The organism is Lachnospira sp. CLA-JM-H23 (assembly GCF_040096425.1).
In the GTDB taxonomy this organism is placed as follows: Bacteria; Bacillota; Clostridia; order Lachnospirales; family Lachnospiraceae; genus Lachnospira; species Lachnospira rogosae.
Window position 1 is genome coordinate 393,910 of record NZ_JBBMET010000001.1, and the last position, 25,660, is coordinate 419,569.

Here is a 25,660-nt window from a genome sequence, read left to right on the forward strand (position 1 = left end):
CTATCCGTCTGACAATGGATAAGCGACATTTTATGTCATATTTATTTTATCAAGTATTGGGAATTTGACTTGCTATTTTGTGTTGGTGTATGTAGTAAAATAGTGTATAATTATTAACAAGATATGAATGTGAAATGCAATTATGTTATTAGGAGGAAAATGATATGAAGTGGGGAATTCTGGCTACAGGTAATATTGCAAAAAAATTTGCATCAACTATAAATCAGATGAGTAATGAAAATGAACAGCTTGCAGCAGTAGGCTCACGGAACATGGATAGTGCAAAAGCTTTTGCCAGGGAGTATGATATTCCACGATATTATGATTCTTATGAAGCATTAGTAAATGATCCGGATGTTGAGGCTGTTTATGTAGCAACACCGAATAGCTTGCATTATGAGAATTGCAGACTTTGTCTTGAGCATGGTAAGCATGTACTTTGTGAAAAGCCATTTACAATAAATGAGAAACAGGCACAGGAGCTGTACAGGTTGGCAAAGGATAAGCATCTTTTTATTATGGAGGGATTATGGATATGGTTTCTGCCATTGTATAATCGTCTGCGTAATATCCTGCTTCAGGGAACAATAGGAGAAATTAAACATATTTCCTGTCAGTATGGATTTGTTGCAACGGGTGCCAGAAAAGAGCGTAAATTTAACTCTGCACTTGGTGGAGGTGCTCTGTTGGATATAGGAATTTACAATCTGGGATTTTTGCGTATTGTTACAGGGTGTGATCCGCAGAATGTAGAAACCACAAAAGTACATATTAATGAGAATGGAACAGATGATTACAGTTGTCTCAAACTGACATATAATGATGGATGTATTGCAGAATCAGTCCAGACAATAGGACAGGAATTGAAACGTAATGCCAGAATTGAGGGAACAAAGGGAAGTATATATTTGCCGGATTTCCAACATGCAAAGACCTTGATACTTGAGGTGGAGGGTAAAGAACCGGAAACAATCGAGTGCCCGGTTGATATAAATGGATTTGAATATGAGATTCGTGAAGCAGGCAGATGCATAGCATCAGGAAATAGTGCCAGTGCTATTTATACACCGGAAGATAGTATTGCACTTACAAGGCTGATGTATGATATCCGTATGAGCTGGAATATGATATTTGATGGTGAGATACAGGCATAAAAACCATGGCAATTGCTAAAATGGGAAAACTTGTTGAAGTTGATATAAGAAAGCTCTGGGAGCATGAGCAGTATGATTTTTCTAAATGGCTTTCAGATAAAGAAAATCTGGAACTACTTAATGATGCCATTGGGCTTTCATTAACAGAGGTTGAGACAGAAGTATATGTCGGTGCTTACAGATGTGACTTGGTGGGAAAAGATGAGGTTACTGGTGAAAAGGTTATTATTGAAAACCAGCTGGAAGCTTCAAACCATGACCATTTGGGGAAAATTATTACATATGCGTCAGGACTTGATGCCAATGTAATTGTATGGATTGTAAAGGAAGCGAGAGAAGAACACAGAAGTGCTGTAGAATGGCTTAATAATAATACATCTACAAATATTAACTTCTTTCTTATTGAGGTTCATGCATACAAAATTGGCGATTCTAATCCGGCTCCTATGTTTGAGGTAGTCGAAAAGCCTAACGGCTTTATTAAAAATGCCAAAAATCAGTCGGGTTCTTCGGATCTTAATAAATCGCAGTCTGAAAGACTTGAATTCTGGACGCAGTTTAATGATGTTATAGTGGAGCGGGGAAAGCCATTTAAGATTAGAAAGGCTTCTACGGATCACTGGTATGATATTGCCATTGGAACTAGTGTTGGACATGTTGCTCTTAATCTGGTAAATAAAGAAGGCTGTGTTGTTGTTGAATTGTACATAAATGATGATAAGGAATTATATGATTCTCTGGAATCGCAAAAGGAAGAAATAGAAGCAAAGCTTAATCTTCCATTGGAGTGGCGCAGACTGGATGATAAGAAGGCTTCAAGAATAATGCATAAGATTTATGGACTTAATTTTGATGATCATTCAAATTATGGTGAATTAATGAATGAGATGATAGACAAGGCGGTTAAGTTTATAAGTGTATTTAAAAAATATATGAAATAAAAAAGAAAATGAGTGTCAGCCGTTTGGATTTGAAAAGGATCAAATGGCTGATTTTTTATGTCAGGAGGTTTCTATTTGAATTACTGTTATTATTTTTTATGTTAATATGAAAATAGGAAGAGCAGAACTTGAAATGACATTAATTGACAAATTACGACAAAAAAGAAAAAAATATTTGTTTATGTGGTATAATATTTCAGAAGCAATAATGTATAAACTAAACGGATAGGAAACGGGGGCTATTTTTTGAGAATACTGTTTTGTAACATTGCATGGATGGATTATTATAAGGGAATTGTTCCGGGAAAAGATGAGCCAAAAAACGGAGGTTCATATGTAAAGGATACGAAAGATGCACATGAAAAGTATAATTTTAAGCCGGAACTCTTAAAACTAAAGGGATTCCCGGAAGGTGAGTATTGTCTTGGATTTGTGGAGACGAAAAGTACCAGCGCCGGGAAAAGGAACCAGCTAAATATTGAAAAGATAGAGGGCTGCAGTGATCTTAAAAATGATACAGAAGTTGATGATGTGCTGGTTGTGTACTGTGCATTATATCCGGACTCTTTTGATAAGGAAACATATGTTGTAGGCTGGTATAAACATGCGACAGTTTACAGACGATACGAAAAGCTGGAGTTTGATACTGAAGCTTCAGATAATGAAAGGTCAGATAATGAGTCAGCAGCAGATGAAAAATATATCCAGTTATACAATGCAATTGCATTAAAGGAAGATTGTGTTTTGCTTCCAAGGTCGCAAAGGCGAAAGACATTCTGGAGAGTGCCAAGAAAGAAAAAGGGTGTGGCATTCGGATTTGGACAGTCAAATGTATGGTTTGCAAGAGGAGAAGATGATAATAAGTATTTATCTGATTTTCTTGACAGGCTTGAGAATCAGATTGAAACCTATGATGGTGAAAACTGGATAGACAGATATGCAGAGTAGAAAAGGAGAGATGAATGCAGCGGGATATTAATACACTGATAGAGGATATTGTTAATGAGGAAATAATTAATGCAAAGAAGAATATAATTATTAAAATTCAGGAAGCATTTTTAACTAGCGGGATATCCGATGAATTATTCAAGGTGAAAGATGTACCCTTACATGAGATAGGATTTAGTGTCAGAGTCGAGAATGCACTCAGGCGTTCCGGAATAAATTCGTTAAAATAATTGGTTCTCTGTTCCAGATGTGATTTATTGAGGGTAAGAAATTTAGGTAAAAAAGGAAGGGCAGAGCTTGAAGCACTTCTTTTGGATAAGTATGGGGTTACTTTAAGAGAAGGATTAAAAATTTAGTGCTTAAAAAGACATGATAACAGTTCTTATACTATAAAGGCAGTATATGTATGGGAAAATCGGTATTGACCGAGCTCTTTGAGCGAGGGATACTTCTTGTCCGAAGGGCAAGAAGGTGTAACTGAGAATACTTAGATCAATCGAAGTTTTTAGGGCTAAAGCCAATATAAATAATACTAGACAGGTTTGTCCAATAGCGTAAATACGGCATTTTCTCGCTTTGTGTCGTGTTATGTTTAGTAGAATAATATTACTCTGTCAATGAAAGGAGGAAACAGTATGGATCAGAAAAAGATTGGACGTTTCTTAAAAGAACTTAGGAAAGAAAAGGTTATTACACAGGAACAGCTTGCCGAAAAGATAAAAGTTTCAGGCCGAACGGTTTCTAGATGGGAAACAGGTGTTTGAGTTATAATAGGACCAAGTTAGATGAAACCCAGTAAAATCAAGGGGTTATGCCTAATTTAGTCCTTATTTTTATACCAATTTAGCGGTAGATAAGGCAGCGCTGTTATATCAAAACCGAAAATCCAAGTCAGTATCACAGATGTCCGCAATCAGTCTGAGAGTGAATCTGTGTGCTTAGATTAGGTACAATTTTATATTAAAACATTTAGTGAGGACTAAATTAGCACTTGAGATGGAATATTCCATCAGCTGGTTTGGTCCTCTATTTATTTGAGAGGAGTGGTCGAATGGGCAAAGTGTTAATTTGGTTCGTAATCATTATTAGTACAGTGGTTCTCTACTGTCTTATGAAAGTTAAGGCAGAGAGTGATGAACTGTATTTAGATAAGGTTTTTTATGATGAAAACAGTATATCATATGCGTTCATGCATTGAAAATACTGTTCAGTTAAGAAATGCTGTATTTTTTTGGTGCACTAATGCGTAGAAAGCAGGTGTATGATGAGTTCAAATCATTTTTTTGTGTATGACAAAAAGACAGATTGCATATCTGCCTCATAATGCAGTATAATGGTAACGAGATTTATGCAACCCGATACATGAAATCCCTATTTCTCTTTGGACGGAGGGGGATAGGATATTTTCGATTGTACCTGACAGGTGTCAGATACTTTTGTATGAGAAGCATGGTCTCTGTTTCGTTACCACCGTGTTTGAGATACGCCCTGCATATGTTTACTGCGATGGCGAAATTAATTTTATAGATGTGTTTGGTATTTTTAGATTTTTTTACCATAGCGTGAGAAGTCACTAATTCACAGAAATTATACAGAATCATATGGGCATTGATTTCCTGAAGGATTCCATCATATTTGCTGCTGTGCCAGTTGATCAGACCGATGGTGTATTTGAGTTCACGGAAGCTTGTTTCCTCGCTCCAGCGCATCCGGTAAAGTTTATTGATTTCTTCCAGAGGAAGTTCTTCTGAAAGATTGGTGGCAATACAGATATAGGTTCCATTATCAAGGCGAACACGTACAATACGGAATTCAATATCGTAATACATGCAGTTTTCATCAAGAAAATCAAAATCGGTAGAAGGCTGAAGTATGGTATAGGTGTTAGGATTCCCCAGTGTTTCTTTCGTATGGCGTCTGGTAAGTGTTGTCCTTATATGAGTATCAAATTCGCTGTCAGGCAAATCATAAGAGGAAAGGATACCATTACTGTTGATATCCTTCATGCGGATAACGAAATACATTCCCTTCCGGATCAGGTGTGCAAAGGTATTAAAACTTTCGTAACCACTGTCTGCCATAAGGATGGTATTATTACAATACTTATGAAAAACATCAGATCAGTGCAGTAGATATGCATATAGAAAATCTGGATAGTGATAAAATGATTTGTTATCCAGTAATTCAAGGAGAACGAATCAACTATCAAAATAAATAATGTTTTGAAATCAGGGATGAGGTAGAAAGGAAAGTTCCATGACAAAAGATGAAGTAAAAAAACTCAGGATGAACAGTCCGGAATCACTACAGTTTTTAAATAATGCTACAAAATTTTATAATTTAATGATGATGTATCGTTGTGCTATTCGGGAGATACAAACTAAACTTGAGGTTTTGGATGATGAATTTTCAGTTGAGAACAATCGAAATCCTATTTCTTTTATAAAAACAAGAATTAAGCAGCCCAATAGTATTTACGATAAACTGCAGAAGATGGGATATGAGTTTACAACAGAAAATATACAGACATATCTCAATGATGTAGCAGGCGTTAGAATAGTTTGTGCGTTTATTGACGATATTTATATGATATCAGATTTGATTACCCAACAGGATGATATTAAAGTTATTGAAATAAAAGATTATATAAAAAATCCAAAATCGAATGGTTATCGAAGCTATCATATGATTGTTGAAATACCAGTATTTTTTGCTAAGGGTAAAACACCTATGCGTGTAGAATTACAGATTCGAACCAATGGTATGGATTTCTGGGCAACATTGGAACATCAACTTCGCTATAAAAAAGGAATTGAAGAAATGCCTGGCTATGATGAGATAAGTGAAGAATTACTTCATTCTGCAAGAGCTATCATTGAAGCAGATAATGAAATGCAGAGAATAAAAGACAAAATTGGTATGTTCTACGAAATTTAGGGAGAAAACTGAGCAAGTAGGAAGGTGGAATATATATGAAACAAGATACTTTAGAGGGCAAAGCAAAAACAAAAAATGGGGTAAAACGGCTGTGTTTTTCCATAATCTGCATTCTTCTGGAAGTGATTTTTATTATTACTATCGTAACACGCTTGAATGAATATGCAGAAATCATAAATTTATTTACAAGGATTTTGAGTGGGATCTTGGTTTTGGGATTGTACGCATCAAATAAGACATCCTCTATGAAAATGCCTTGGGTCATCTTAATTCTAATTTTCCCAATTATGGGTGTAGGCCTGTATTTGCTGATTGGTTTGAATGGTGGCACACATAAAATGCGTGAGCGATATGCAGAAATTGATAGCAAATTGTTACCAATGCTTCCGGACAGTCAGGAGTGTTTGAGCAGAATAAAAGAAACAATTCCGAAAGCAGGAAATATAGCAAGTTACATACAAAGAAATTCGCAGTATCCAATCTATCAGAATACGGATATTGTGTATTTTGATGAAGCAGTGAAAGGATTAGAGGCACAGCTTAAGGATTTGGAGAAAGCACAGAAGTTTATCTTTATGGAATATCATGCGATAGAAGACGCTGAAGCATGGCATAAGATTCAAGATGTTCTGGAAGAGCGAGTAAAAGCAGGTGTGGAAGTTAGAGTACTCTACGATGATATGGGTTCTATAGGCTTTATTAACACAGATTTTGTGAAAAAGATGGAGGCAATAGGAATTCATTGCCGTGTATTCAATCCGTTTATGCCAGGTTTAAATCTGTTTTTGAACAATCGTGATCATAGAAAAATAACAGTTATTGATGGAAAAGTCGGATTTACAGGTGGATATAATCTAGCAAACGAATATTTTAATTACACACACCCGTATGGACAGTGGAAAGATACAGGTATTCGTTTAGAAGGAGATGCTGTTCAGTCGCTTACGGTGACATTTTTGGAAATGTGGAATGCAGTAAGTGCTAAGGATGCTAATGATCCTGATTTTAGTAAATACCTTTTCCACTATGATTATGCGGCACAGCAAACTGGGTTTGTTCAACCTTATGCAGACAGCCCTGTGGATAATGAACAAGTAGGAGAAGAAGTTTATATCAGTATGATAAATAAAGCTGAAAAATATTGTTGGTTTATGACTCCGTATCTAATCATAACAGATGAAATGACGCATGCGTTATGTCTGGCTGCTAAGCGAGGGGTAGACGTAAGAATTATCACACCTGGTATCCCTGATAAAAAATTCATTTATAATATAACTCGTTCTTTTTATCATGGATTAGTTAAACATGGTGTTCGTGTTTATGAGTGGACTCCTGGTTTCTGTCATGCAAAAATGAGTGTGGCAGATGACTGTATGGCAACTTGTGGAACAATTAATCTGGATTATCGAAGTTTATATCACCATTTTGAAAACGGCTGTTTTATGGCAGATTGTCAGGCAGTTGTGGATATAAAAAATGATCTGATAAGAACGATGGGAGAATGTCGTGATGTGACAGACCAATATCAAACCGGACGAAGTGCATATTTGCGACTGGGACAATTATTTATGAGATTATTTGCTGGATTGCTATAAGAATCTGATGAAACGACCTTTCAAAAAACAGTTGATTTAGAAGTTAACTGTTTTTGAAAGGCCGTTTTTGCTATATCTAACAGTCTGTTGTACAAAGAAGATTTTGCATGGATGAAAAAACAAACCTTGTTGAGGTTAAATTGAGTTTTCCATTGTATTGTATTGCTAATGAATAAGAATAAGAACAGACAATGCTGAATGCTCTGGAAACAAGAATATCTGAGTATAGTATGTAAGTTCGTAACAGAATGAAAGGAGCGATTCAAATGAGCAATTTGGAAAATTATATGAAACGGCAAGCAATTTTTTGTGAACAAAATGATAGCATTAGTAAGAATCTGTATTCAGAGTATGGTGTAAAAAGAGGCTTACGAGATGAAAAAGGCCAAGGTGTGTTGACGGGGCTTACAAATATTTCTGATATAAAAGCTTTTGAATATCATGATGGAGTAAAGAGTCCATGTGATGGCGAGTTATCTTATCGTGGTTATAATATAAAAGATTTAGTAACAGGAAGTAAAGGAAAAAGGTTTGTCTTTGAAGAAGGAGCATATCTTCTTTTATTCGGAGAATTGCCAACTGATACACAGTTAATGGAATTTCAGGGAAGACTATCTGATTGTATGGAACTACCGACTAACTTTACCAGAGATGTCATTATGAAAGCACCTACATCAGATATTATGGGTTCTATGACTCGAAGTATTCTTACATTGGGCTCTTACGATAAGGAGAAAGAAAGTCTTGAAATTCCGAATGTGCTAAGGCAGAGTATGCAGTTGATCGCAGTATTTCCTATGTTAGCAGTATATGCATACCATGCTTATTGTTATTATGAAAAAAACGAAAGTATGTATATTCATAGACCTGAAAAAGATTTATCTATTGCTGAAAATTTCCTGCGCCTATTAAGACCAGATACAAAATTCACAGAACTGGAAGCAAGAGTACTGGATATAGCATTATTGTTATATATGGAACATGGTGGTGGTAACAATTCTACATTCACTACACGGGTAGTAACATCTTCAGGTTCAGATACTTATTCTGTTATTTCAGCAGCAATGTCATCCTTAAAAGGAAAAAAACATGGCGGTGCAAATCTGATGGTAATGAATATGATGGATGATATTAAAAGTCATGTGAAAGATTATGAAGACGAAGAGGAAATTGCATCATATCTGAGTAAGATTTTGAAGAAAGAGGCGTTTGATCAGAAAGGACTTATTTATGGAATGGGACATGCTGTATATTCTATTTCCGATCCGAGAGAAATGGTGTTCAAAGGCTTTGTAGAACAACTCGCAAGGGATAAAGGACGTGAGAAAGATATGACCCTTTATAACAATATTGAGAAGATTGCACCTAAGTTGATTGCAAAGCAGCGTCAGATATTCAAAGGAGTAAGTCCTAATATAGATTTCTATAGTGGTTTTGTGTATGACATGTTGAATATTCCAAGAGAATTGTACACGCCATTATTTGCGATAGCAAGAATTGCTGGTTGGAGTGCACATCGCCTGGAAGAATTGATAACTACAGATAAGATCATTCGCCCGGCATATAAGAGTCTAGTCAGCAAAAAAGAATATATAGAAAGAGAGGAACGATAATATGGGAGCAGGAACCAGTGCAGAGGAGTTTTTTTAAAGAGCATCAATGTTGAAAGCATATTTGAATTTGTCGAAAGAACAGATTATTTGTTCCTTTATAGTATAAAGGAATGTGTTGAAAAATCAGACTGTCATGAAGGAGTATATCTTTCAGAAGTGGCAGAATACATGAAATTATCGATTCCAGAAACATCTAAGATGGTAAAAAGTCTTGAAAATAAAGGATATATTATCTGGAAATTAGATGAAAAAAAAGAAAGAACGTACCTTGTTTTGACGAACAAGGCAATTGAATTAAGTAATTGTCAGAAAGAAAAAATGATAGAAGCTTATGAAAAAATCATATCGAATATACAAGAAGATGACCTGGCAGTTACACGGTGTACATTGAGAAAAATCCGACAGCTTATGGAAGAAATAAAATAGTGATTAATAAAACGGAGTAAGAAAAGCTCCTTCATATATTAGAACAAAAATATGACTGTTTCTTTAAAAAGAAGCCTGTCATATTTTTTTATGAAAAATAAATTTTGTTGAGGTTAAATTGAGATTGACTTTGTATTGTATAAGTATGAAATAAAAAGGAATCAGGTGATGTACAATGAAAAAGTATAAAATATGTAAAATCCTTCTTGTTATACTGGCAATTTTTTTATGTGTGGCTTTTTATGAATTGATCGGAATCTGCATTGCATATAAAAAGCAGCCGGAAGTGTCCAATACAACCAAAAAAGAAACAAAAAATGGGTCATGGAACGAATGCAGTGAAAATACAGAACGGGCAGTAATCATAGAAAAGAATCCAGAAGCGCTTTTACAAAGAGTGCGTTTGATCAAGAATGCAAAAAAGGAAATTATTCTTTCTACTTTTGCATTTCAATCCGATGAAAGTGGAAAATTGATTTTAGGAGCACTGCATGATGCGGCAGACAGAGGTGTACATATTCGTCTGTTAGTAGATGGAATGGAGAGCTGGATTGATATGGAAGGAAATCCGTATTTCTATGGATTATCTTCCCATGAGAATGTTGAAATTAAACTATATAATAAGGCCAATCCGTTGAAACCATGGAAGATGATGGGTAGAATGCATGATAAATATTTGATTGCAGATGGAAAGAGATATATTCTTGGGGGAAGAAATACATACAATTATTTCCTGGGTGATTTTCCGGGACATAAGAACTATGACAGAGATGTGTTAGTGGTTTGCGATGAACCTGAGAAAGAAAATTCAGTTAACCAGTTGTTAGAGTATTTTGAAACGATATGGGAACAAGAAGACAGTGGTTATTTTCATGACAATAAAAAACTGGCAAATAGAAAATCTGTAAAGAACGCAGTTTTAGAGCTGCAGAACGGCTATCAGAAATATTTTGAAGAGAATAAGGAAAGAATCTGCGATACCGATTACACGGACGAAACTTTTGAGACAGAAAAGATTGCATTAGTGTCAAATCCTATTCACACAGGTTCCAAAGAACCAGTAGTGTGGTATCAGTTGGGAGAATTGATGAAAAATGCAAAAAATCGTGTGAAGATCCACACGCCATATATTATCTGTAATGATATGATGTATAATACATGGGAGGAGATTGCAGAGAACGTTTCAGATTTTTCTATCATGACAAATTCAGTTGCGAATAATGGGAATCCATTTGGGGCTGCCGATTATGCGAAAAACAGAAATAGAATCTTAAGTACAGGAATTAATATCTGGGAATATGAAGGCGGTTATTCATACCACGGAAAAAGTATTCTGATTGACGATGATCTGTCTGTAATCGGTTCCTTTAATATGGACATGAGAAGTGCATATCTGGATACGGAACTGATGCTTGTAATTCGCAGTAAAGATATTAATAAACAGTTGGAAGAGGGCATGATGGAATATGAAAGAGTGTCCCGCCAGGTATTGGAAGATGGAACCTATCGTGATCCATATCATGTAGAGCCAATCGAATTAACAAAGAAACGTCAGAGAAAAATATTTTTGGTACAGCATCTGCTTGGATGGGCAAGGTATCTGTTTTAATAAGGAGGAAGGAAAACGTGTTTCAAATATTGATTGTAGAAGATGATAAAGAATTAAGCCAGCTATTCCAAAAAGTGCTTGAGAAGAATGGATATCAAGTCAGAAGTGCATCGGATGGAGCACAGGCATTGGAAGTATTGGATAAGGAATATATTGATCTGATCATTTCTGATATTATGATGCCGGTTATGGATGGCTATGAACTGGTGTCAGAACTTCGTTCAGCAGGATATCAGATACCAGTGCTTATGATCACTGCGAAAGGTTCCTTTGATGATATGCGCCAGGGATTTCTTTCGGGAAGTGACGATTATATGGTAAAACCGGTAAATGTGAATGAAATGGTTTTAAGAGTCGGAGCACTGCTTCGCCGTGCACAGATACTGAATGAACACAAAATTGTGATCGGTTCAACAGAGTTTGATTATGATGCAATGACGGTTACAACTGATAAGGAAAGTCTTGTTTTGCCTAAAAAAGAATTCCTGCTTTTATATAAGCTTGCAGCTTCGCTAGACAGAACATTTACAAAACAACAGTTGATGGATGAAGTATGGGGATACGAGACGGAGGCAGACCCACATACGATAGAGGTACATATAGGAAGAATCAGAGAGCGTTTTAAAGATAACCCTGATTTTGAAATCGTAACAATGCGTGGAATTGGATACAAGGTGGTGAAAAAATAATGGAACAAAAGAAAGAAAAAGGATTGCGGATCCGATCCTGTCTGACTGGTGCAATCTGGCTGGCACTTGTATTTTCAACAGTTATATCTGCTTTATTATTTGCTATTTTAAATCATTTTTTTAATCTGCCGGGCAGTATACCTGTGCTTGGCTGGCTTTTGATTTTCAATACATTGATTGCAGGGCTGATCACTTCCTTTATTAATGCAAAGTTACTGGAACCAATTACCAGACTTAGTAAAGCAATGAAGGAAGTTTCTCGGGGAGATTTTGAACAGCATTTGGAAACGAACAGCCGTATAGCAGAAGTTGGAGAATCTTATCAGAGTTTTAATGTGATGACAAAAGAGCTTCGTGCAACAGAGGTGCTGCAGATGGATTTTGTATCTAATGTTTCTCATGAGTTTAAGACCCCGATTAATGCCATTGAAGGGTATACAATGCTTCTTCAGGGAGAAGAACTGTCTCAGGAGCAAGAGGAATATGTAGAAAAAATCCTGTTTAATACCCAAAGGCTTTCCGGATTGGTTGGAAATATTTTGCTGTTATCCAAGTTAGAGAATCAGAACATACCAATGAAAAAAACAGAATATCGTTTGGATGAACAGATCCGTCAGGCATTTCTTTCCCTGGAGACAAAATGGACAGAAAAAGAAATTGGTTTTCAGGTAGAATTGGAGGAAGTTAAATATACTGGGAATGAAGGACTTTTTATGCATATCTGGATAAATCTTTTGGATAATGCGATTAAGTTCAGCCCTTCAAAGGGGACAATTACGATGTTTCTGAAACAAGAACAGGATTCTGTTAAGTTCATTCTGGAAGATGAAGGACCAGGAATAGAGGATGATGTAAAATCCAGAATATTTGACAAGTTCTATCAGGTAGATGGATCTCATAAAGCAGAAGGAAATGGCCTAGGTCTTGCACTTGTAAAACGGATTGTAGATAGTGCCGGAGGAACAATCAAAGCAGAAAACCGTGAATATGGTGGATGCAGATTTGTTGTAGAGCTTCCAATACAGAAAGATGAGGCCATATAAGTTTAAGAAAAACAGATAGAGGAGGAATTACATGACATTTTATCAGGAATTGCAGTTAAATCAGGCAGGTTCTAAAAATCTGTTGAAAAAGAGTGAAACAGCGAAAGAAAAATCATATCATATACTGGTATATTTGGTAAAGATAGCTGTTACAATGGCATTTTGTTTTTTATTTGTTACTATTTTCAGTATCTTATTTGGAAATGAGAATAGTATTGTGGGTGTAGTAGTTTTATTATGCCTTATGGTATTTCGGAATGCGGATCTGGGGATCCACACCGGACAATCTACGATGCTTTTGGCTTTGTTCTTTGTAATTATGACTGTATGTCCGCATTTAGCAAATCAGTTTTCACCGGTATTGGGAATGCTGTTAAATATTGCGGCACTGGCTGTGTTGATTCTGTTCGGATGCCATAATCCATTCATGTTTAATCAATCTACATTGGTTCTTGGGTATCTACTGCTATATGGTTATGATGTTACGGGAAAAAGCTATCAGATGCGATTAGTCGGAATGGCTTTAGGTGCAGCACTTACCTGCTTCGTATTTTATCGAAATCATAAAAACAGAACTTATAAAAGAAATCTGAAAGATCTGATACAAGAATTTGATATCACTTCTTCCAGAACAAAATGGCAGATATGTCAGATTTTATGCGTGCCGATTGTCCTTTGCATTGCAGAACTTTGTAATATGCCACGTGCAATGTGGGCTGGTATTGCAGCCATGTCCGCGATTTTGCCATTTATGGAAGATATGCACTACAGAGTCCGTAAAAGGATTGTCGGAAATATTGCAGGTGTTATATGTTTTACAGTGTTATATTTTCTGCTTCCTTCGTCAATCTATGCATATATAGGAATTCTTGGAGGAATCGGTGTAGGATTTTCAGCACAATATGGCTGGCAGGCAGTATTTAACACATTTGGTGCTTTAGCCATTGCTGCAGAGACTTATGGACTACAAGGAGCGGTTAGTCTTAGAGTGATTCAAAATGTTTTTGGTGTTGTGTTTGCTTTAGCATTTTGTGTTATATTTTATTGGTTTATGTCTAAAAAAAAGGAAAGTGATGTGATCGTACATGCAGAGTGAAGTGAATCAGGAAGAAAATTTGAATAGAATTATTACGGTTCCTAATCTTCTTTCTTTTTTTCGGCTTTGTCTGATTCCGGTAATTATATGGAGTTATTGTGTAAAGAAAAATCCTCTGTTAGCTGGTGAAATCTTATTGCTGTCTGGTCTTACGGATCTTGCTGATGGATATATCGCAAGAAGATTCCATAGGATTAGTAATTTGGGAAAAATACTTGATCCGGTGGCTGATAAGCTGACACAGGCAGCGATGTTAATCTGTCTGTTTACTCGTTTTCCGCATATGCTTCTTTTAATCGTAATAATGGCAGGTAAGGAACTGTATATGGTAGTCAGTGGATGTCTTGTGATACGAAAGACAGGAAAAGTACATGGTGCAGACTGGCATGGAAAGATAGTAACCTTTTTATTATATGGAACTGCAGCGGTTCATATTATATGGTTCCAAATTACACCGATGGTATCAGATCTGTTGATTGGTTTGTGCGCTATAATGATGGTCATATCGGTCGCTCTGTATATTATCCAGAATACCAGGACTCTTAAGGGAGAGACGGTATAAGCAATTTTATATTGCAATGACTAGAAAAATATTTAGGAGAAGATAGATATAAACAGTAAGTCAAACACACAAACTATGGAGTCTTTAGTCGGTTTAATAAAATTTTAGATAGAAAATAAATCATTCAATGTCATTTAGATAAGGTTTTTTATGACAAAAAGACAGATTACTTATCTGCCTTATAATGCAGTATAATGGTAGTCAGACAGTTTTGGATATAAGAGATGATCTTGGAGCAACAATAAATGAATGCAGGGAAGTGACCGAAAAGTACCGCACAGGACGGAGTGCATATTTACGGATCGGACAGTTGTTTATGAGATTGTTTGCAGGACTATTATAGCAGAAAGAAGAGGTGTTCGATATGTGTACAGCAGCAACTTACAAAACAAAAGATTTTTATATGGGCAGAACGCTTGATTATGAATTTTCCTATGGGGAACAGATCACGATAACGCCAAGAAATTACGAATTTGATTTCCGGTTTGCCGGGAAGATAAAAAGCCATTATGCTTTGATCGGAATGGCATTTGTTGCAGAAGGTTATCCGCTTTATTATGATGCTGTTAATGAAAAAGGCCTTGGAATGGCAGGTCTTAATTTTGTCGGCAATGCGGCATATGAAGAGGCTTTGCCGGAAGATGAAACAGAAGTCAGCCAGGTGGCACAGTTCGAGTTCATCCCATGGATCCTTACACAGTGTGCTACTGTAGCAGAGGCGAGAGAGAAGCTGGCAGCAATGAGACTGACAGGTACAGCATTCAGTGAACAGCTGCCGACAGCACAGCTTCACTGGATCATTGCAGACAAAGACTCCTGTATCGTTGTTGAGTCTATGAAGGATGGGCTGCATGTATATGATAATCCGGTAGGAGTGCTTACCAATAATCCACCATTCCCGAGTCAGATGTTTGCACTGAATAATTATGCCGGAGTATCCAGAAAACAGCCGGAGAGTACTTTTGCAGGAGTATTACAGCTTGATGCATATAGCAGAGGAATGGGTGGAATGGGAATACCTGGAGATCTTTCCAGCCAGTCAAGATTTGTGAAAGTTGCCTTTACAAAATTAAATTCGATCTCCGGTGAAGAAGAGGATGAGAGTGTAAGCCAGTTCTTCCATATCTTAGGATCCGTAGATCAGCAGCGTGGATGCTGTGAGGTGACAGAAGGCAAATATGAGATCACGATATACACGTCCTGTTGTAATACAGCAAAAGGTATTTATTATTATACGACTTATGATAATCATCAGATCACAGCGGTTGACATGCATGCGGAAAATCTGGATTCAGATCAGCTGATCTGTTATCCGCTTCTGTCCAAGGGCGAAGTCAGATGGCAGAATAAATAATACGAAAATGCACGGAGAAAGCATAACGCAGAACAACAGGAGGAAAGACCATGAAAGAAGTTAAAACACCGAAAAAACCACTGGCATATTATTATGGGATTGTGTTAATAGTGCTGATCGTATTTAATCTGGTTGTCACACCAATCCTTATGGAGCATCAGGTAAAGGAAACGGATTATGGAACTTTTATGAGCATGATCGAGAAGAAGAATATCGGTGAAGTAGAAGTTAATGACAATCAGATCATCTTTACAGATAAAGATCAAAAAAATATTTATAAAACAGGTCTGATGAACGATCCGAACCTGACGGACAGGCTATATGAATGTGGAGCAGTATTCGCAAAAGATATCGATAAGCAGATGTCACCGATCATCAGCTTCCTGCTGACCGGGGTTTTGCCATTGATCCTTTTTATCGCACTGGGAAATTATATGGCGAAGAAACTGATGGAGCATGCCGGAGGAAAAAATTCGATGGCTTTTGGAATGGGAAAAAGCAATGCGAAGATTTATGTGCAATCCAGTGAGGGAATCCGTTTTTCAGACGTTGCAGGAGAAGATGAGGCGAAAGAAAACCTTTCAGAGATCGTTGATTATCTTCACAATCCGAAGAAGTATACCGATGTAGGTGCGTCTATGCCAAAAGGTGTCCTTCTTGTAGGACCTCCGGGAACCGGCAAAACAATGCTTGCAAAAGCAGTTGCAGGTGAATCAAATGTACCATTTTTCTCAATGTCCGGATCAGAATTCGTAGAGATGTTTGTCGGTATGGGAGCTTCCAAGGTTCGAGATCTTTTCAGACAGGCAAAGGAAAAGGCACCATGTATCGTGTTTATTGATGAAATTGATGCCATTGGTAAAAAGCGTGACGGACAAATTGGCGGAAATGATGAGAGGGAGCAGACCTTAAATCAGCTTCTTACAGAGATGGATGGATTTGAAGGAAATAATGGTGTCATCATTCTTGCTGCAACGAATCGTCCGGAGTCGTTAGATCCGGCACTTACACGTCCGGGACGTTTTGACAGACGTGTGCCGGTTGAACTGCCGGATCTTGCAGGCCGTGAAGCAATTTTAAAGGTTCATGCAAAGAAGATAAAAGCATCTGATGATGTTGACCTGCATACGATTGCACGTATGGCATCGGGTGCATCCGGTGCGGAGCTTGCCAATATTATAAATGAAGCAGCATTACGTGCTGTCCGTAGTGGAAGGACCGTTGTAAATGAATCTGATCTCGAAGAAAGTATAGAAGTGGTTATTGCAGGATATCAGAAGAAGAATGCGGTACTTTCAGATCAAGAGAAGAAGGTTGTTGCATATCATGAGATCGGACACGCTCTGGTAGCTGCATTACAGAGTCATTCAGCACCGGTCCAGAAGATTACGATCATCCCGCGTACCTCAGGTGCACTCGGCTACACTATGCAGGTTGAGCAGGGTGATAAATATCTGATGACGAAAAAAGAACTTGAGAATAAGATTGCTACATTTACAGGCGGACGTGCAGCAGAGGAGATCGTATTTGGTGAGATCACGACCGGAGCCTCCAATGATATCGAACAGGCAACAAAAATTGCAAGAGCGATGATCACCCGCTACGGCATGACAGATGAATTCGACATGGTGGCAATGGAAAACGTGACCAACCAGTATCTTGGCGGCGATACGTCTCTTTCCTGTTCTGCAGATACACAGAAGGAAATTGATGAAAAAGTCGTGCAGCTCGTAAAAGCAGAGCATGAAAAAGCAAGAAAAATCCTTGCTGAAAACAGGGAAAAACTGGACGAACTGGCTATGTACCTGTATGAGAAGGAAACAATTACAGGTGACGAATTTATGGATATTTTAGACAGAAAATAATGTAGTTAATTAGATAATCAATGTCATTTAGATAAGAAAAATAGTTAGTAGTTCTGAAAAATGGAATTATTTTATATAAAGGAGCGGACAAATTCTCATTTACAGGGAGCGGAAGATTGAGCTGGATAAAATACCCAGCTCAATCTTCCACATGGAATACATCTTCGACCAGCATATTAAAGTACTTTGATATCCGCAGCATAAATTCGGCAGATGGGGTGCTGTCCCCACGTTCTATCCTGCCGACAGTTTTGGTGCTGTATCTGATAGCAGCGGCAAGGTCATCCTGGTAAATGCCACGCTGTTCCCGGATTTCTCTGATATTATTAGTAACCGCCATAAAAATCCCTTCTTTCAGTTCTATAGATATTTTCTTATTTTCAATTATGCAAAATAATGTGTCTAATAAAAAGGACTTGCAATTTTATCAGCAATGTCCTGTGATAGCAGAAGCATTAGATTTTCCAAGAACTTTTCCAAATATGTCTAAGCGGTCGTTTTCTCCAACCTTGATAGGTGCATACTTTTCATTAAGCGAGATAAGGAAAATTCCGTCTTTATCGTTTTGTAATTTCTTGATGTAGGCTTCTCCGTTTAGAGCGAATATGCCGATTTCTCCATTAGCAACAGATTCCTGTTGTAATACCCATGCAATCTGACCATCGTGGAATTCAGGTTCCATACTGTCACCACTAATGCGGACACCGAAAGTAGTATCTTCCGGCAGGATAGATTCATCTATGCGTACAGTCTCTTTCGGTCCGTCTACAAGGAAGTTACCGGTTCCGGCTGATACGGCATTTTCAAAAATATCAATGCTACGGAATGGAATTTCATTAAGAATAAGAGAATATTCATATGTATTGAAAATGTGATTATGTGTGAGAAAACAGAATTGAATCTGGCAAGGAGATTTCTTAGCTTATATTATGGCACCATGTAAAAATATATCTTTTTATATATTAATCAGTTTGAAAATGACTTGTTAAGGTGTAGTAACAAGCCATTTTTTTTGTTACTGTGGTAACAAAATTTCTGATGAATATATGGATGTTACATACCTAAAATTTTAAGTGTAACAAAACATCTAATTAAAAGGACATATTGTAACAAATCTGATATAATAACTATATTGTTTTTAGGATAGGTGAATACGAATGAATTCTAATAGTGACAATCCAAAGGTAGGTAAGGATTTTCAAAGAAAAGTATTATCAATTGCTCAGAAAACATTTAATATGCCATTTGATGAGGAGAAAGTTGTGCCTGTAGGCAATCCGCCAAAGGAACATAAATTTGATGTTGTGTCAGCAGATGGAGACATTATTATAGAATGTAAGTGTTATACATGGACAAATGGTGGAAATGTTCCAAGTGCAAAAATGTCTACTCTTAATGAAGCTGTTCTTTATTTAAGGAGTGTTAATTATAATGCAAGGAAAATACTGGCAATGAAGAAAGATGTTAGGTTAAGGACAGGTGAGAGTCTTGCGGAGTACTATTGCCGTATCTACGGACATTTATTAGAAGATATTGAAGTTTGGGAAGTAGCTGAAGAAGGAATTGTCAATATAGTAAGGAAGAAGCAGATAAATGATAGTGAAATGTCCTAAGTGTGATTCAGAGAATGTAGCACCAATATATTATGGAATACAACCTGACAATAATGAAATCAGAGAATTAATTGATAACAATAAAATAATATATGGTGGTAGCATTATGCTTGATGACCAGCCGCACGAAGATTATGGATGTCAGGAATGCGGATACAGATGGTCGCTAGATTTGTTGCCGGGAATGTATATTAAGAAAATACGCTTTAAGGTAGAAGATTTCGGGTTAGGAACAATAGATATGAAAAGAAGATATGTGTATGAGATATATCCGGATGGTAGGTGGATTGAATATACATATCAAGGAGAATCTAATCGTTACACATACAAAGACATATGCGTAACAAAAAAAGAGAATGTATTAAGATTATACAATAAATATCAAAAGTTATTTGGTGCACCATTATGGAAAAAGAATATTATGGAAGCACAAGTTTGCGACGGATATGGATATACCTTGCAGATTACTTATAAGGATGGAAGAAAAAGAGTAATTGAAGGCGATATTGGCGGTGGTACAATTGACGGTATAATGGGAAATTATTTAAAGAAAATATTTGGGAGAAATTACGATGATTAAAACTGTTCTAGGTGATATAACAAAAATAGATTATGTTGACGTTATAGTAAATGCAGCAAATAACAGTCTCTTAGGTGGTAGCGGTGTTGATGGAGCAATTCACAGGGTAGCAGGTCCTGATCTTTTAAAAGAATGTAGGATGCTTCATGGATGTGAAACAGGAGAAGCAAAGATTACCAAAGGCTATAATCTGCCATGTGATTATATTATACATACAGTCGGACCTATATGGAGAGGCGGAAAGGATAATGAGGAGCAGTTGCTTGCCAGCTGTTATTATCATTCGCTTAAACTTGCATTGGAAAAAGGTATAAAAAGAATAGCGTTTCCATCTATATCAACAGGTGTTTATGGTTTTCCTGTTAAACTGGCAGCACACATTGCTGTAAATGTTGTGGCAAGATTTGAGCAGGAATTTCCAAAGCAAATAGAAGAAATATATTTTGTTCTGTTTGACAGAGATACAGAAGCAGCATATGAAAAAGAAGTTGATAAGCTATATTAAATGGAGTAACAGATGATAGAAAAAGTAGTATTCATGAACATGTGCATGATTAGTGATAATAAAGGAAATGTACTGGCCTTGGATAAAGTGGGCAAGAATTATTCTGGTACGACTTTCCCAGGTGGTCATGTAGAGGCAGATAATGCATTCAGATGTGCCTATGGAATGTCTACAAACTATAACAGAAGAAGGAATTATAGCAAAGATACAGTAAGATTTTAAGTGAGGGAATAAGGAATGGGAAGAGCATCAATTAAAGAGAATAAGAATGTATACCAGTTAAAAAGAGAGGAGCTAGGACTTAGCCGAGAAAAGGCAAGTGAACTTTTAGAGTGCGTGCCTCCAGAGAGAATTGAAAAATAGACAGTGAGAAGGTGCTGCCACATCCGGAAGAAGTACTCATAATGGCTGATAAGTATAAATCACCGGAATTGTGTAATTATTATTGCTCAAATCAGTGTCCAATTGGACAGCAATATGTTCCAGAGATTAAAATGAAAGAGCTCCCTCAGATTATACTTGAAACGGTAGCTTCTCTTAATAAGATGAACAAGAAGCAGGAACGCCTCATTGAGATTACAGCTGATGGTATAATTGATAACGACGAATTAGATGATTTCATATATATTCAGGAGGAATTAGAAAAAATATCGGTAAATGTTGAAACACTTCAGTTATGGTCAGAAAGAATGTTGGCTTCTGGAGCTATTGATGAAGATTCATATAATAAAAGAAAATTACAAAGGAGTAATAACTAATATTTCTGTAAGATAAGCTGTATTTGATGGCTGTGTCGAGCGGATAGCCTATAATGTTGATTTTGACTATGCATTTTTAGCTAATGCAGGAATTAGGTTTAAACATGGTACTATAATATACGATCCAATGATAGAATTTGCTAAGATATATGGAGAATGAAACAATTATTATGGTAACCATACATATCAAAAGCTAACAAATGCGGCATGTTATTATGGTTATAATTTTGATGAGTTGGCTCACGATAGTTTAGAGGATGTCAAAGCGACATTAGTTGTTTATAATGCGCTTAAGAAAAAATTGCCTTCATATGTGTGGATGTAAACGCAGTTGTTAAACAAAGAAAAAGAGGTAATATTTGAAAGTGATGATGTTACGGAAGTTATTGATAAGGTAAAAGAATTATTTGGTCAATGCGAAAGGAATATGATTAACAATCACATCAAAAGTGGTTTGAATTTTGAATATTTTATTTGCTAAAATAGAAATTGTTAGGTTAGATAATATGGGGATTTCTGTATTACCAATATAATGACTTTGAAAAATCGGAATTTGTGGAGAGATTTCTTGAACTTTCCTTATTTTACTGGCTTTTTAGCCCCTTAAATAGTGAAATGATATGTATTTTCCCTTATTTTTGCCCTTATGCGGAATCAGCAAGGAAAATAAGGGAATTTTTTATTTAGTCGTTGCCTGCTACTTTATCAAGAAGTCTGGCAGAGTTCCGCTTTGCTTTTCTTGTAGAGTGGGCATAGACGTTCATTATGGTACTGACATCAGAGTGTCCTAACAGTTCCTGCACATCTTTTGGGGCAGCTCCGTTTGAGAGGAGGTTGCTTGTGTAGGTGTGTCGCAACTGGTGAAAATGGAAATTCTCAAATCCGTCCAATCGTTTCGCAACTGACCGGCAGACAATGCTGAGTGTGCTTGGCAGTTCCAGACATCCGTCCGGTCTCAGGCAGACAAAGGAGATTTCCTTGTAATCTGCCGGGATTTCTTCGGTTCCGTCCAGATGATAATATTCATAATACACTCTGCTGACGGAGCAGATGCAGGAAGAACTCGACCAGAAAGACCGGACTATCCGGGAACTGAAAGTGCAGCTCGACGAATCGCTGACCTTGAACGAGAAGTTAAACAGCGAGAACAAAACAGAGAACATTCAAGCCTTAAAGAACGACTTGAGGAAAACAAAAGAATTGTTGCAGAGCGAGAAAGAGAAAACACACACCGTCCAAGCCATGATAGAGGAATGTCGAGATAAGCAGAGACAGGCAGAACAGGAACGGGATTATGCACTCTCCCATCAGAAAAAAGTAGAGATACCGGTTGAAAAGCCGGTACTCTATCAAAAGTGCGGGAATTGTAAACAGACAGCTTATCTGAAAGCTAAGGAAAAGTATGATATGCAGAGGGAAAAACTGGCAGGCAGATATAAAACAAAAACAGCCATGTATGAAGCATTGATGTTTCTGCTGATATGGTATTCCGTATCAACTACTCTTTTTCAGATGATACGGTCAAAAATATTTATTTCTGATTGCGTGGTATTCTTTGATACAATCGCAACATTCACACAGACCATTGCAGGCTTGATAATACAGATTGGAAAGGAAGCTGCACAAATCAGTAACGGATTATTCAATCTGGTCATTGCAGGAGTTGTGTATTGGATAATAAGAATACTGATTTGCGGGGGATGTCTGGCGGTTGCGGGAATATTTTTGGCATTCATCGGAATAAAGATTGTAGGTCTATATAAGAAATACTGTTGGGACATGATTACCATAATGGTAATACTTATAAGCATGGAAATAGCAATCTACTTTGGAGATTGGATAAAGACAGTCTTGCCAATCAATCTGCTATTTTTCTTATTATTCGTGCAACTGGTATATGTTGGAATCAGGTGGTATGTAAAAGGCTGGTGGGAAAACAGAGGTTATGTTTAAAATGAAAAACATGTTTGAGACGCAGCGAAGTAAATAAAATGAATAATATAGGAAGTCAGTAGTGCGTGAATAAACTGCTGGCTTATTTTTTGATAGATACAGTCACGCCCAGAGAGTGTGCAGGATAGTAAAGTAATAATATCAACATGACGATATAGAAAATGCAGGGAAGCATTGTATTTCAAAGAGTTTGAGATACAATGCTTCTGCGTTTCTATAGGAGATGGTCGTTCTATGCGGAAAATAGTCATTTGATGCAGAGAATGATCGAGTGGAAGATTTGTTTGATATAATAAAGAGTGCTAGGTGAGACTTGTATGGTTTACAGGTATGAGAGCAATCAAAGACAGGAATGAAAAATATGAACATTATTATTTGTGATGACAGGATAGATGACAGAAAAAATCTTTCAGATTTGCTGTCAGACTATGGTGAAAAAAAGAATTATGAGTTTACTATTACAGAATATGAATCCGGAGAACAGTTATGCGAAGAACAATCGGCTTTGGAAGCGTGTCAGCTATTATTTCTGGACATCAATATGCAGGGGATGGATGGGCTGAAAACAGCTATGAGGATTAAAGAAAAATATCCAAAACTTCCAGTTGTGCTGGTGACGGCATACATGAATTACGCACTGGATGGATATAAGGTGAAAGCAAGCCGTTTTCTGCTGAAAGATAACCTTGCAGATACTATAGAAGAATGTATGGATGATTTGATAGCAGAAATTAATAAAAACCGTAGGATTCTCGAATTTCGTTTTGTGGAAGGAACGATAAAACTTTATGCAGATGACATCATTTATATAGAAACAGAGCTTCACAAAAATGTATTTTATACAGAAAAAGGGACATTTCAGATTTATAAAAAACTGGATGAACTGGAAAACGAATTAAAGAATATGGGATTTGTACGGGCGCATTTAAGTTTTCTTGTAAATATGAAATACATTACCAAAATCAGCAGTTATGTGATGACACTTACGACAGGAAAAAAGATTTCGGTTCCCAAGGCACGATATGCACAGGTAAAGAGGGAATATATGCTGTATAAGGGAGAAGAATAACATGACATTCTGGGTATTGACATTTATTGCGGAAATGCTGGAAGTAAAAGGAACGCTATACTTTTTTGATACTTTTATGGAAAAAAGAGATGGCGGATATAGGAACAGATACAGATTTTTTGTTTATTGCGGAGTGCTTTATCTGGCAGCAGTCACAGGGGTATGGATCGGAATGTTAAAATGTATCCCGATTATACTGGTTATGTCTTTCCTGAATCTGGCTTATTATGAAGTTTCCTTCCGGCAGAGTTTTTTGTTTTCAATCATCAACTATACAATGCTTGTATTGATTGATTATGTGACTGTTTTGCTGGGAAGAGGAGGTTCAATCCAAGAAAAATGGTTTTTACAGGCACTGATATCAAAAACGGTTTTTATCATTCTGATGTTGTTTATTCGAAGATTTAGCAAAACAAGAAAAAGCTGCGGTCTGATTACAGGAAAAGAATGGTTACAGTTTTTCTGTGTTCCTGTATTTACGGTGGTCGGTTTCATTCTTATGTTTTATTCAGAAAACGATGATATGCAGAATGTATTTTTATTTCTTTCGGTGGGACTGGTTGCGATTAACCTTATCCTTATGGAGTTCATGCAGAATACCATTGAAAAAGAAGAGAGAATAAAAATTGCGGTACTTACGGAACAAAATCAGAAAAATCGTATTGCAGATTATCAGGACCGGGAAGAAATCTATGAGCGTCAGCGAAGAAAAATGCACGATTATAAAAATCAGCTTTCTACGATCCAAACGTTGATAAAGAATGGACACATAGATGAGGCACTTTCATTTACGCAGAAGCTGACAGAGAGCATAGCAGTCGAGATGTCGGCGATAAATACGAATCATCCAGTGGTGAATGCTATTTTAAACCAGAAATACCGCAGCATGCAGGAGAAGCACATAGCAGTGATCCTAAAAGTAGGGGATCTGCAGGAGATTTGTCTGGAAGAGGAAGAGATTGTGATTTTGCTTTCCAATTTATTGGATAATGCAATCCGGGAGAGTGAAAAGGTACTGAAAAATACCGGAAAAGCGGTCATTCATCTGAAATTAGAGTGCGAAGAACATAAACTGATATTTGCGGTAAGAAATCCGGTGACAGAAAAGGTGGAAATTGAAAATGATACGATAAAGAGCAAAAGAGGGGATCATCACGGTATTGGATTGTTAAATGTAAAAGCAGTTGTGGATAAATATGGCGGTGATATGGTGCTTTCCTGCGATGAAAATGAATTTAAGGCAGTGGTCATCTTGTAAAGAGATGGTCTTTGTGTGCGTAATATGGTCGTTTGATGATATGGGACTAGGAGAACAGGTTATTTTATCCGATAAAGGAAATAGAGAAACTG

27 protein-coding genes and 4 pseudogenes are annotated in these 25,660 nt (G+C 36.9%); 27 read left to right on the forward strand and 4 right to left on the reverse strand.

Going from position 1 to position 25,660, the window contains the following annotated elements; all coding sequences use genetic code 11:
- Positions 1-164: 164 nt before the first annotated feature.
- The 5 genes from WMO42_RS01745 to WMO42_RS01765 all read left to right on the forward strand — a co-directional run bounded on the left by WMO42_RS01745 (position 165) and on the right by WMO42_RS01765 (position 3,807).
- Positions 165-1,154 (forward strand): Gfo/Idh/MocA family oxidoreductase, encoded by a 990-nt coding sequence (locus WMO42_RS01745; protein ID WP_022501683.1) that lies wholly within the window; start codon positions 165-167, stop codon positions 1,152-1,154.
- Between the two features lie 5 nt (positions 1,155-1,159).
- Positions 1,160-2,095: a DUF4268 domain-containing protein gene (locus WMO42_RS01750; protein ID WP_055306504.1), complete on the forward strand. Its 936-nt coding sequence runs from the start codon at positions 1,160-1,162 to the stop codon at positions 2,093-2,095.
- Positions 2,096-2,341: 246 nt separating this feature from the next.
- Entirely contained in the window at positions 2,342-3,043 is a 702-nt protein-coding gene (locus WMO42_RS01755; protein WP_176935399.1) for a hypothetical protein, read from the forward strand.
- Positions 3,044-3,057: 14 nt separating this feature from the next.
- The gene (locus WMO42_RS01760; protein WP_055175226.1) at positions 3,058-3,273 is read left to right on the forward strand and encodes a hypothetical protein; all 216 of its coding nucleotides are present in this window, start codon (positions 3,058-3,060) and stop codon (positions 3,271-3,273) included.
- A 405-nt stretch (positions 3,274-3,678) separates the two neighbouring features.
- On the forward strand, positions 3,679-3,807 hold the full coding sequence (locus WMO42_RS01765) for a helix-turn-helix transcriptional regulator (RefSeq protein ID WP_055175224.1): 129 nt from the start codon (positions 3,679-3,681) through the stop codon (positions 3,805-3,807).
- Between the two features lie 582 nt (positions 3,808-4,389).
- On the opposite strand, the gene WMO42_RS01770 is transcribed toward WMO42_RS01765, so the two are convergent.
- Positions 4,390-5,124 carry a transposase gene (locus tag WMO42_RS01770; RefSeq protein ID WP_055175221.1) on the reverse strand — a complete coding sequence of 245 codons (735 nt, stop codon included), beginning with the start codon at positions 5,122-5,124 and terminating at the stop codon, positions 4,390-4,392.
- Positions 5,125-5,126: 2 nt separating this feature from the next.
- On the opposite strand from WMO42_RS01770, the pseudogene WMO42_RS01775 reads away from it, so the two are divergent.
- The 12 genes and pseudogenes from WMO42_RS01775 to ftsH all read left to right on the forward strand — a co-directional run.
- Positions 5,127-5,261: pseudogene (locus WMO42_RS01775) on the forward strand (linear amide C-N hydrolase); the annotation flags it as partial.
- A gap of 38 nt (positions 5,262-5,299) precedes the next feature.
- On the forward strand, positions 5,300-5,980 hold the full coding sequence (locus WMO42_RS01780; RefSeq protein ID WP_012740929.1) for a GTP pyrophosphokinase family protein: 681 nt from the start codon (positions 5,300-5,302) through the stop codon (positions 5,978-5,980).
- 35 nt (positions 5,981-6,015) lie between these two features.
- Positions 6,016-7,575 carry a cardiolipin synthase gene (gene cls / locus WMO42_RS01785; protein WP_055306506.1) on the forward strand — a complete coding sequence of 520 codons (1,560 nt, stop codon included), beginning with the start codon at positions 6,016-6,018 and terminating at the stop codon, positions 7,573-7,575.
- A 248-nt stretch (positions 7,576-7,823) separates the two neighbouring features.
- Positions 7,824-9,188, forward strand: a complete 1,365-nt coding sequence (locus WMO42_RS01790) for a citrate/2-methylcitrate synthase (RefSeq protein WP_349191410.1) — start codon at positions 7,824-7,826, stop codon at positions 9,186-9,188.
- A 168-nt stretch (positions 9,189-9,356) separates the two neighbouring features.
- Positions 9,357-9,614 (forward strand): hypothetical protein, encoded by a 258-nt coding sequence (locus WMO42_RS01795; protein ID WP_242950202.1) that lies wholly within the window; start codon positions 9,357-9,359, stop codon positions 9,612-9,614.
- A 175-nt stretch (positions 9,615-9,789) separates the two neighbouring features.
- Positions 9,790-11,223 carry a phospholipase D family protein gene (locus WMO42_RS01800; RefSeq protein ID WP_090140696.1) on the forward strand — a complete coding sequence of 478 codons (1,434 nt, stop codon included), beginning with the start codon at positions 9,790-9,792 and terminating at the stop codon, positions 11,221-11,223.
- The gene (locus WMO42_RS01805; protein WP_090140694.1) at positions 11,202-11,912 is read left to right on the forward strand and encodes a response regulator transcription factor; all 711 of its coding nucleotides are present in this window, start codon (positions 11,202-11,204) and stop codon (positions 11,910-11,912) included. Before WMO42_RS01800 ends, WMO42_RS01805 begins: the two co-directional genes overlap by 22 nt.
- On the forward strand, positions 11,912-12,955 hold the full coding sequence (locus tag WMO42_RS01810; protein ID WP_055175206.1) for a HAMP domain-containing sensor histidine kinase: 1,044 nt from the start codon (positions 11,912-11,914) through the stop codon (positions 12,953-12,955). Before WMO42_RS01805 ends, WMO42_RS01810 begins: the two co-directional genes overlap by 1 nt.
- A 31-nt stretch (positions 12,956-12,986) precedes the next feature.
- Complete coding sequence (locus WMO42_RS01815) at positions 12,987-14,051, forward strand: FUSC family protein (protein WP_090140691.1); 1,065 nt, start codon at positions 12,987-12,989, stop codon at positions 14,049-14,051.
- Positions 14,041-14,613, forward strand: a complete 573-nt coding sequence (locus WMO42_RS01820; RefSeq protein WP_006858451.1) for a CDP-alcohol phosphatidyltransferase family protein — start codon at positions 14,041-14,043, stop codon at positions 14,611-14,613. The genes WMO42_RS01815 and WMO42_RS01820 overlap by 11 nt, the downstream gene beginning before the upstream one ends.
- A 364-nt stretch (positions 14,614-14,977) precedes the next feature.
- Positions 14,978-15,967, forward strand: coding sequence for a choloylglycine hydrolase (bsh, locus tag WMO42_RS01825; RefSeq protein ID WP_008396540.1), 990 nt, complete (start codon positions 14,978-14,980; stop codon positions 15,965-15,967).
- A gap of 50 nt (positions 15,968-16,017) precedes the next feature.
- Complete coding sequence (ftsH, locus tag WMO42_RS01830; protein ID WP_090140685.1) at positions 16,018-17,832, forward strand: ATP-dependent zinc metalloprotease FtsH; 1,815 nt, start codon at positions 16,018-16,020, stop codon at positions 17,830-17,832.
- Positions 17,833-17,971: 139 nt separating this feature from the next.
- On the opposite strand, the gene WMO42_RS01835 is transcribed toward ftsH, so the two are convergent.
- Together WMO42_RS01835 and WMO42_RS01840 are read right to left on the reverse strand one after the other, a co-directional pair.
- Entirely contained in the window at positions 17,972-18,172 is a 201-nt protein-coding gene (locus WMO42_RS01835) for a helix-turn-helix transcriptional regulator (RefSeq protein ID WP_055175192.1), read from the reverse strand.
- An 87-nt stretch (positions 18,173-18,259) separates the two neighbouring features.
- Positions 18,260-18,664 (reverse strand): annotated as a pseudogene (locus WMO42_RS01840) (S24 family peptidase); the annotation flags it as partial.
- 325 nt (positions 18,665-18,989) lie between these two features.
- Between WMO42_RS01840 and WMO42_RS01845 the strand changes: the two are divergent.
- Genes WMO42_RS01845 through WMO42_RS01870 form a run of 6 tightly spaced genes read left to right on the forward strand, consistent with a single transcriptional unit; the run spans position 18,990 to position 21,288 of the window.
- Positions 18,990-19,445: a hypothetical protein gene (locus tag WMO42_RS01845; RefSeq protein WP_055175189.1), complete on the forward strand. Its 456-nt coding sequence runs from the start codon at positions 18,990-18,992 to the stop codon at positions 19,443-19,445.
- Positions 19,426-20,025: a hypothetical protein gene (locus WMO42_RS01850; RefSeq protein ID WP_082437103.1), complete on the forward strand. Its 600-nt coding sequence runs from the start codon at positions 19,426-19,428 to the stop codon at positions 20,023-20,025. The genes WMO42_RS01845 and WMO42_RS01850 overlap by 20 nt, the downstream gene beginning before the upstream one ends.
- On the forward strand, positions 20,018-20,530 hold the full coding sequence (locus WMO42_RS01855) for an O-acetyl-ADP-ribose deacetylase (protein ID WP_055306511.1): 513 nt from the start codon (positions 20,018-20,020) through the stop codon (positions 20,528-20,530). Before WMO42_RS01850 ends, WMO42_RS01855 begins: the two co-directional genes overlap by 8 nt.
- Positions 20,531-20,542: 12 nt before the next feature.
- Positions 20,543-20,752 carry an NUDIX hydrolase gene (locus tag WMO42_RS01860; RefSeq protein WP_055306512.1) on the forward strand — a complete coding sequence of 70 codons (210 nt, stop codon included), beginning with the start codon at positions 20,543-20,545 and terminating at the stop codon, positions 20,750-20,752.
- A 15-nt stretch (positions 20,753-20,767) separates the two neighbouring features.
- Entirely contained in the window at positions 20,768-20,893 is a 126-nt protein-coding gene (locus tag WMO42_RS01865) for a hypothetical protein (RefSeq protein ID WP_278320121.1), read from the forward strand.
- 41 nt (positions 20,894-20,934) lie between these two features.
- Positions 20,935-21,288, forward strand: coding sequence for an XRE family transcriptional regulator (locus tag WMO42_RS01870; RefSeq protein ID WP_242858628.1), 354 nt, complete (start codon positions 20,935-20,937; stop codon positions 21,286-21,288).
- 683 nt (positions 21,289-21,971) lie between these two features.
- Here WMO42_RS01870 and WMO42_RS01875 read toward each other — a convergent pair.
- A pseudogene (locus WMO42_RS01875) lies at positions 21,972-22,328 on the reverse strand (tyrosine-type recombinase/integrase); the annotation flags it as partial.
- Between WMO42_RS01875 and WMO42_RS01880 the strand changes: the two are divergent.
- The 4 genes and pseudogenes from WMO42_RS01880 to WMO42_RS01895 form a co-directional block, all read left to right on the forward strand.
- Positions 22,323-22,553, forward strand: a pseudogene (locus WMO42_RS01880) (conjugal transfer protein); the annotation flags it as partial. The pseudogenes WMO42_RS01875 and WMO42_RS01880 overlap by 6 nt on opposite strands.
- Positions 22,531-23,241 (forward strand): DUF6040 family protein, encoded by a 711-nt coding sequence (locus WMO42_RS01885; protein WP_349191429.1) that lies wholly within the window; start codon positions 22,531-22,533, stop codon positions 23,239-23,241. The pseudogene WMO42_RS01880 and the gene WMO42_RS01885, both read left to right, overlap by 23 nt.
- Positions 23,242-23,602: 361 nt before the next feature.
- Positions 23,603-24,310 (forward strand): LytTR family DNA-binding domain-containing protein, encoded by a 708-nt coding sequence (locus tag WMO42_RS01890; protein WP_349191411.1) that lies wholly within the window; start codon positions 23,603-23,605, stop codon positions 24,308-24,310.
- Between the two features lies 1 nt (position 24,311).
- Positions 24,312-25,568: a GHKL domain-containing protein gene (locus WMO42_RS01895; RefSeq protein ID WP_349191412.1), complete on the forward strand. Its 1,257-nt coding sequence runs from the start codon at positions 24,312-24,314 to the stop codon at positions 25,566-25,568.
- The last annotated feature ends 92 nt before the right edge of the window (positions 25,569-25,660 follow it).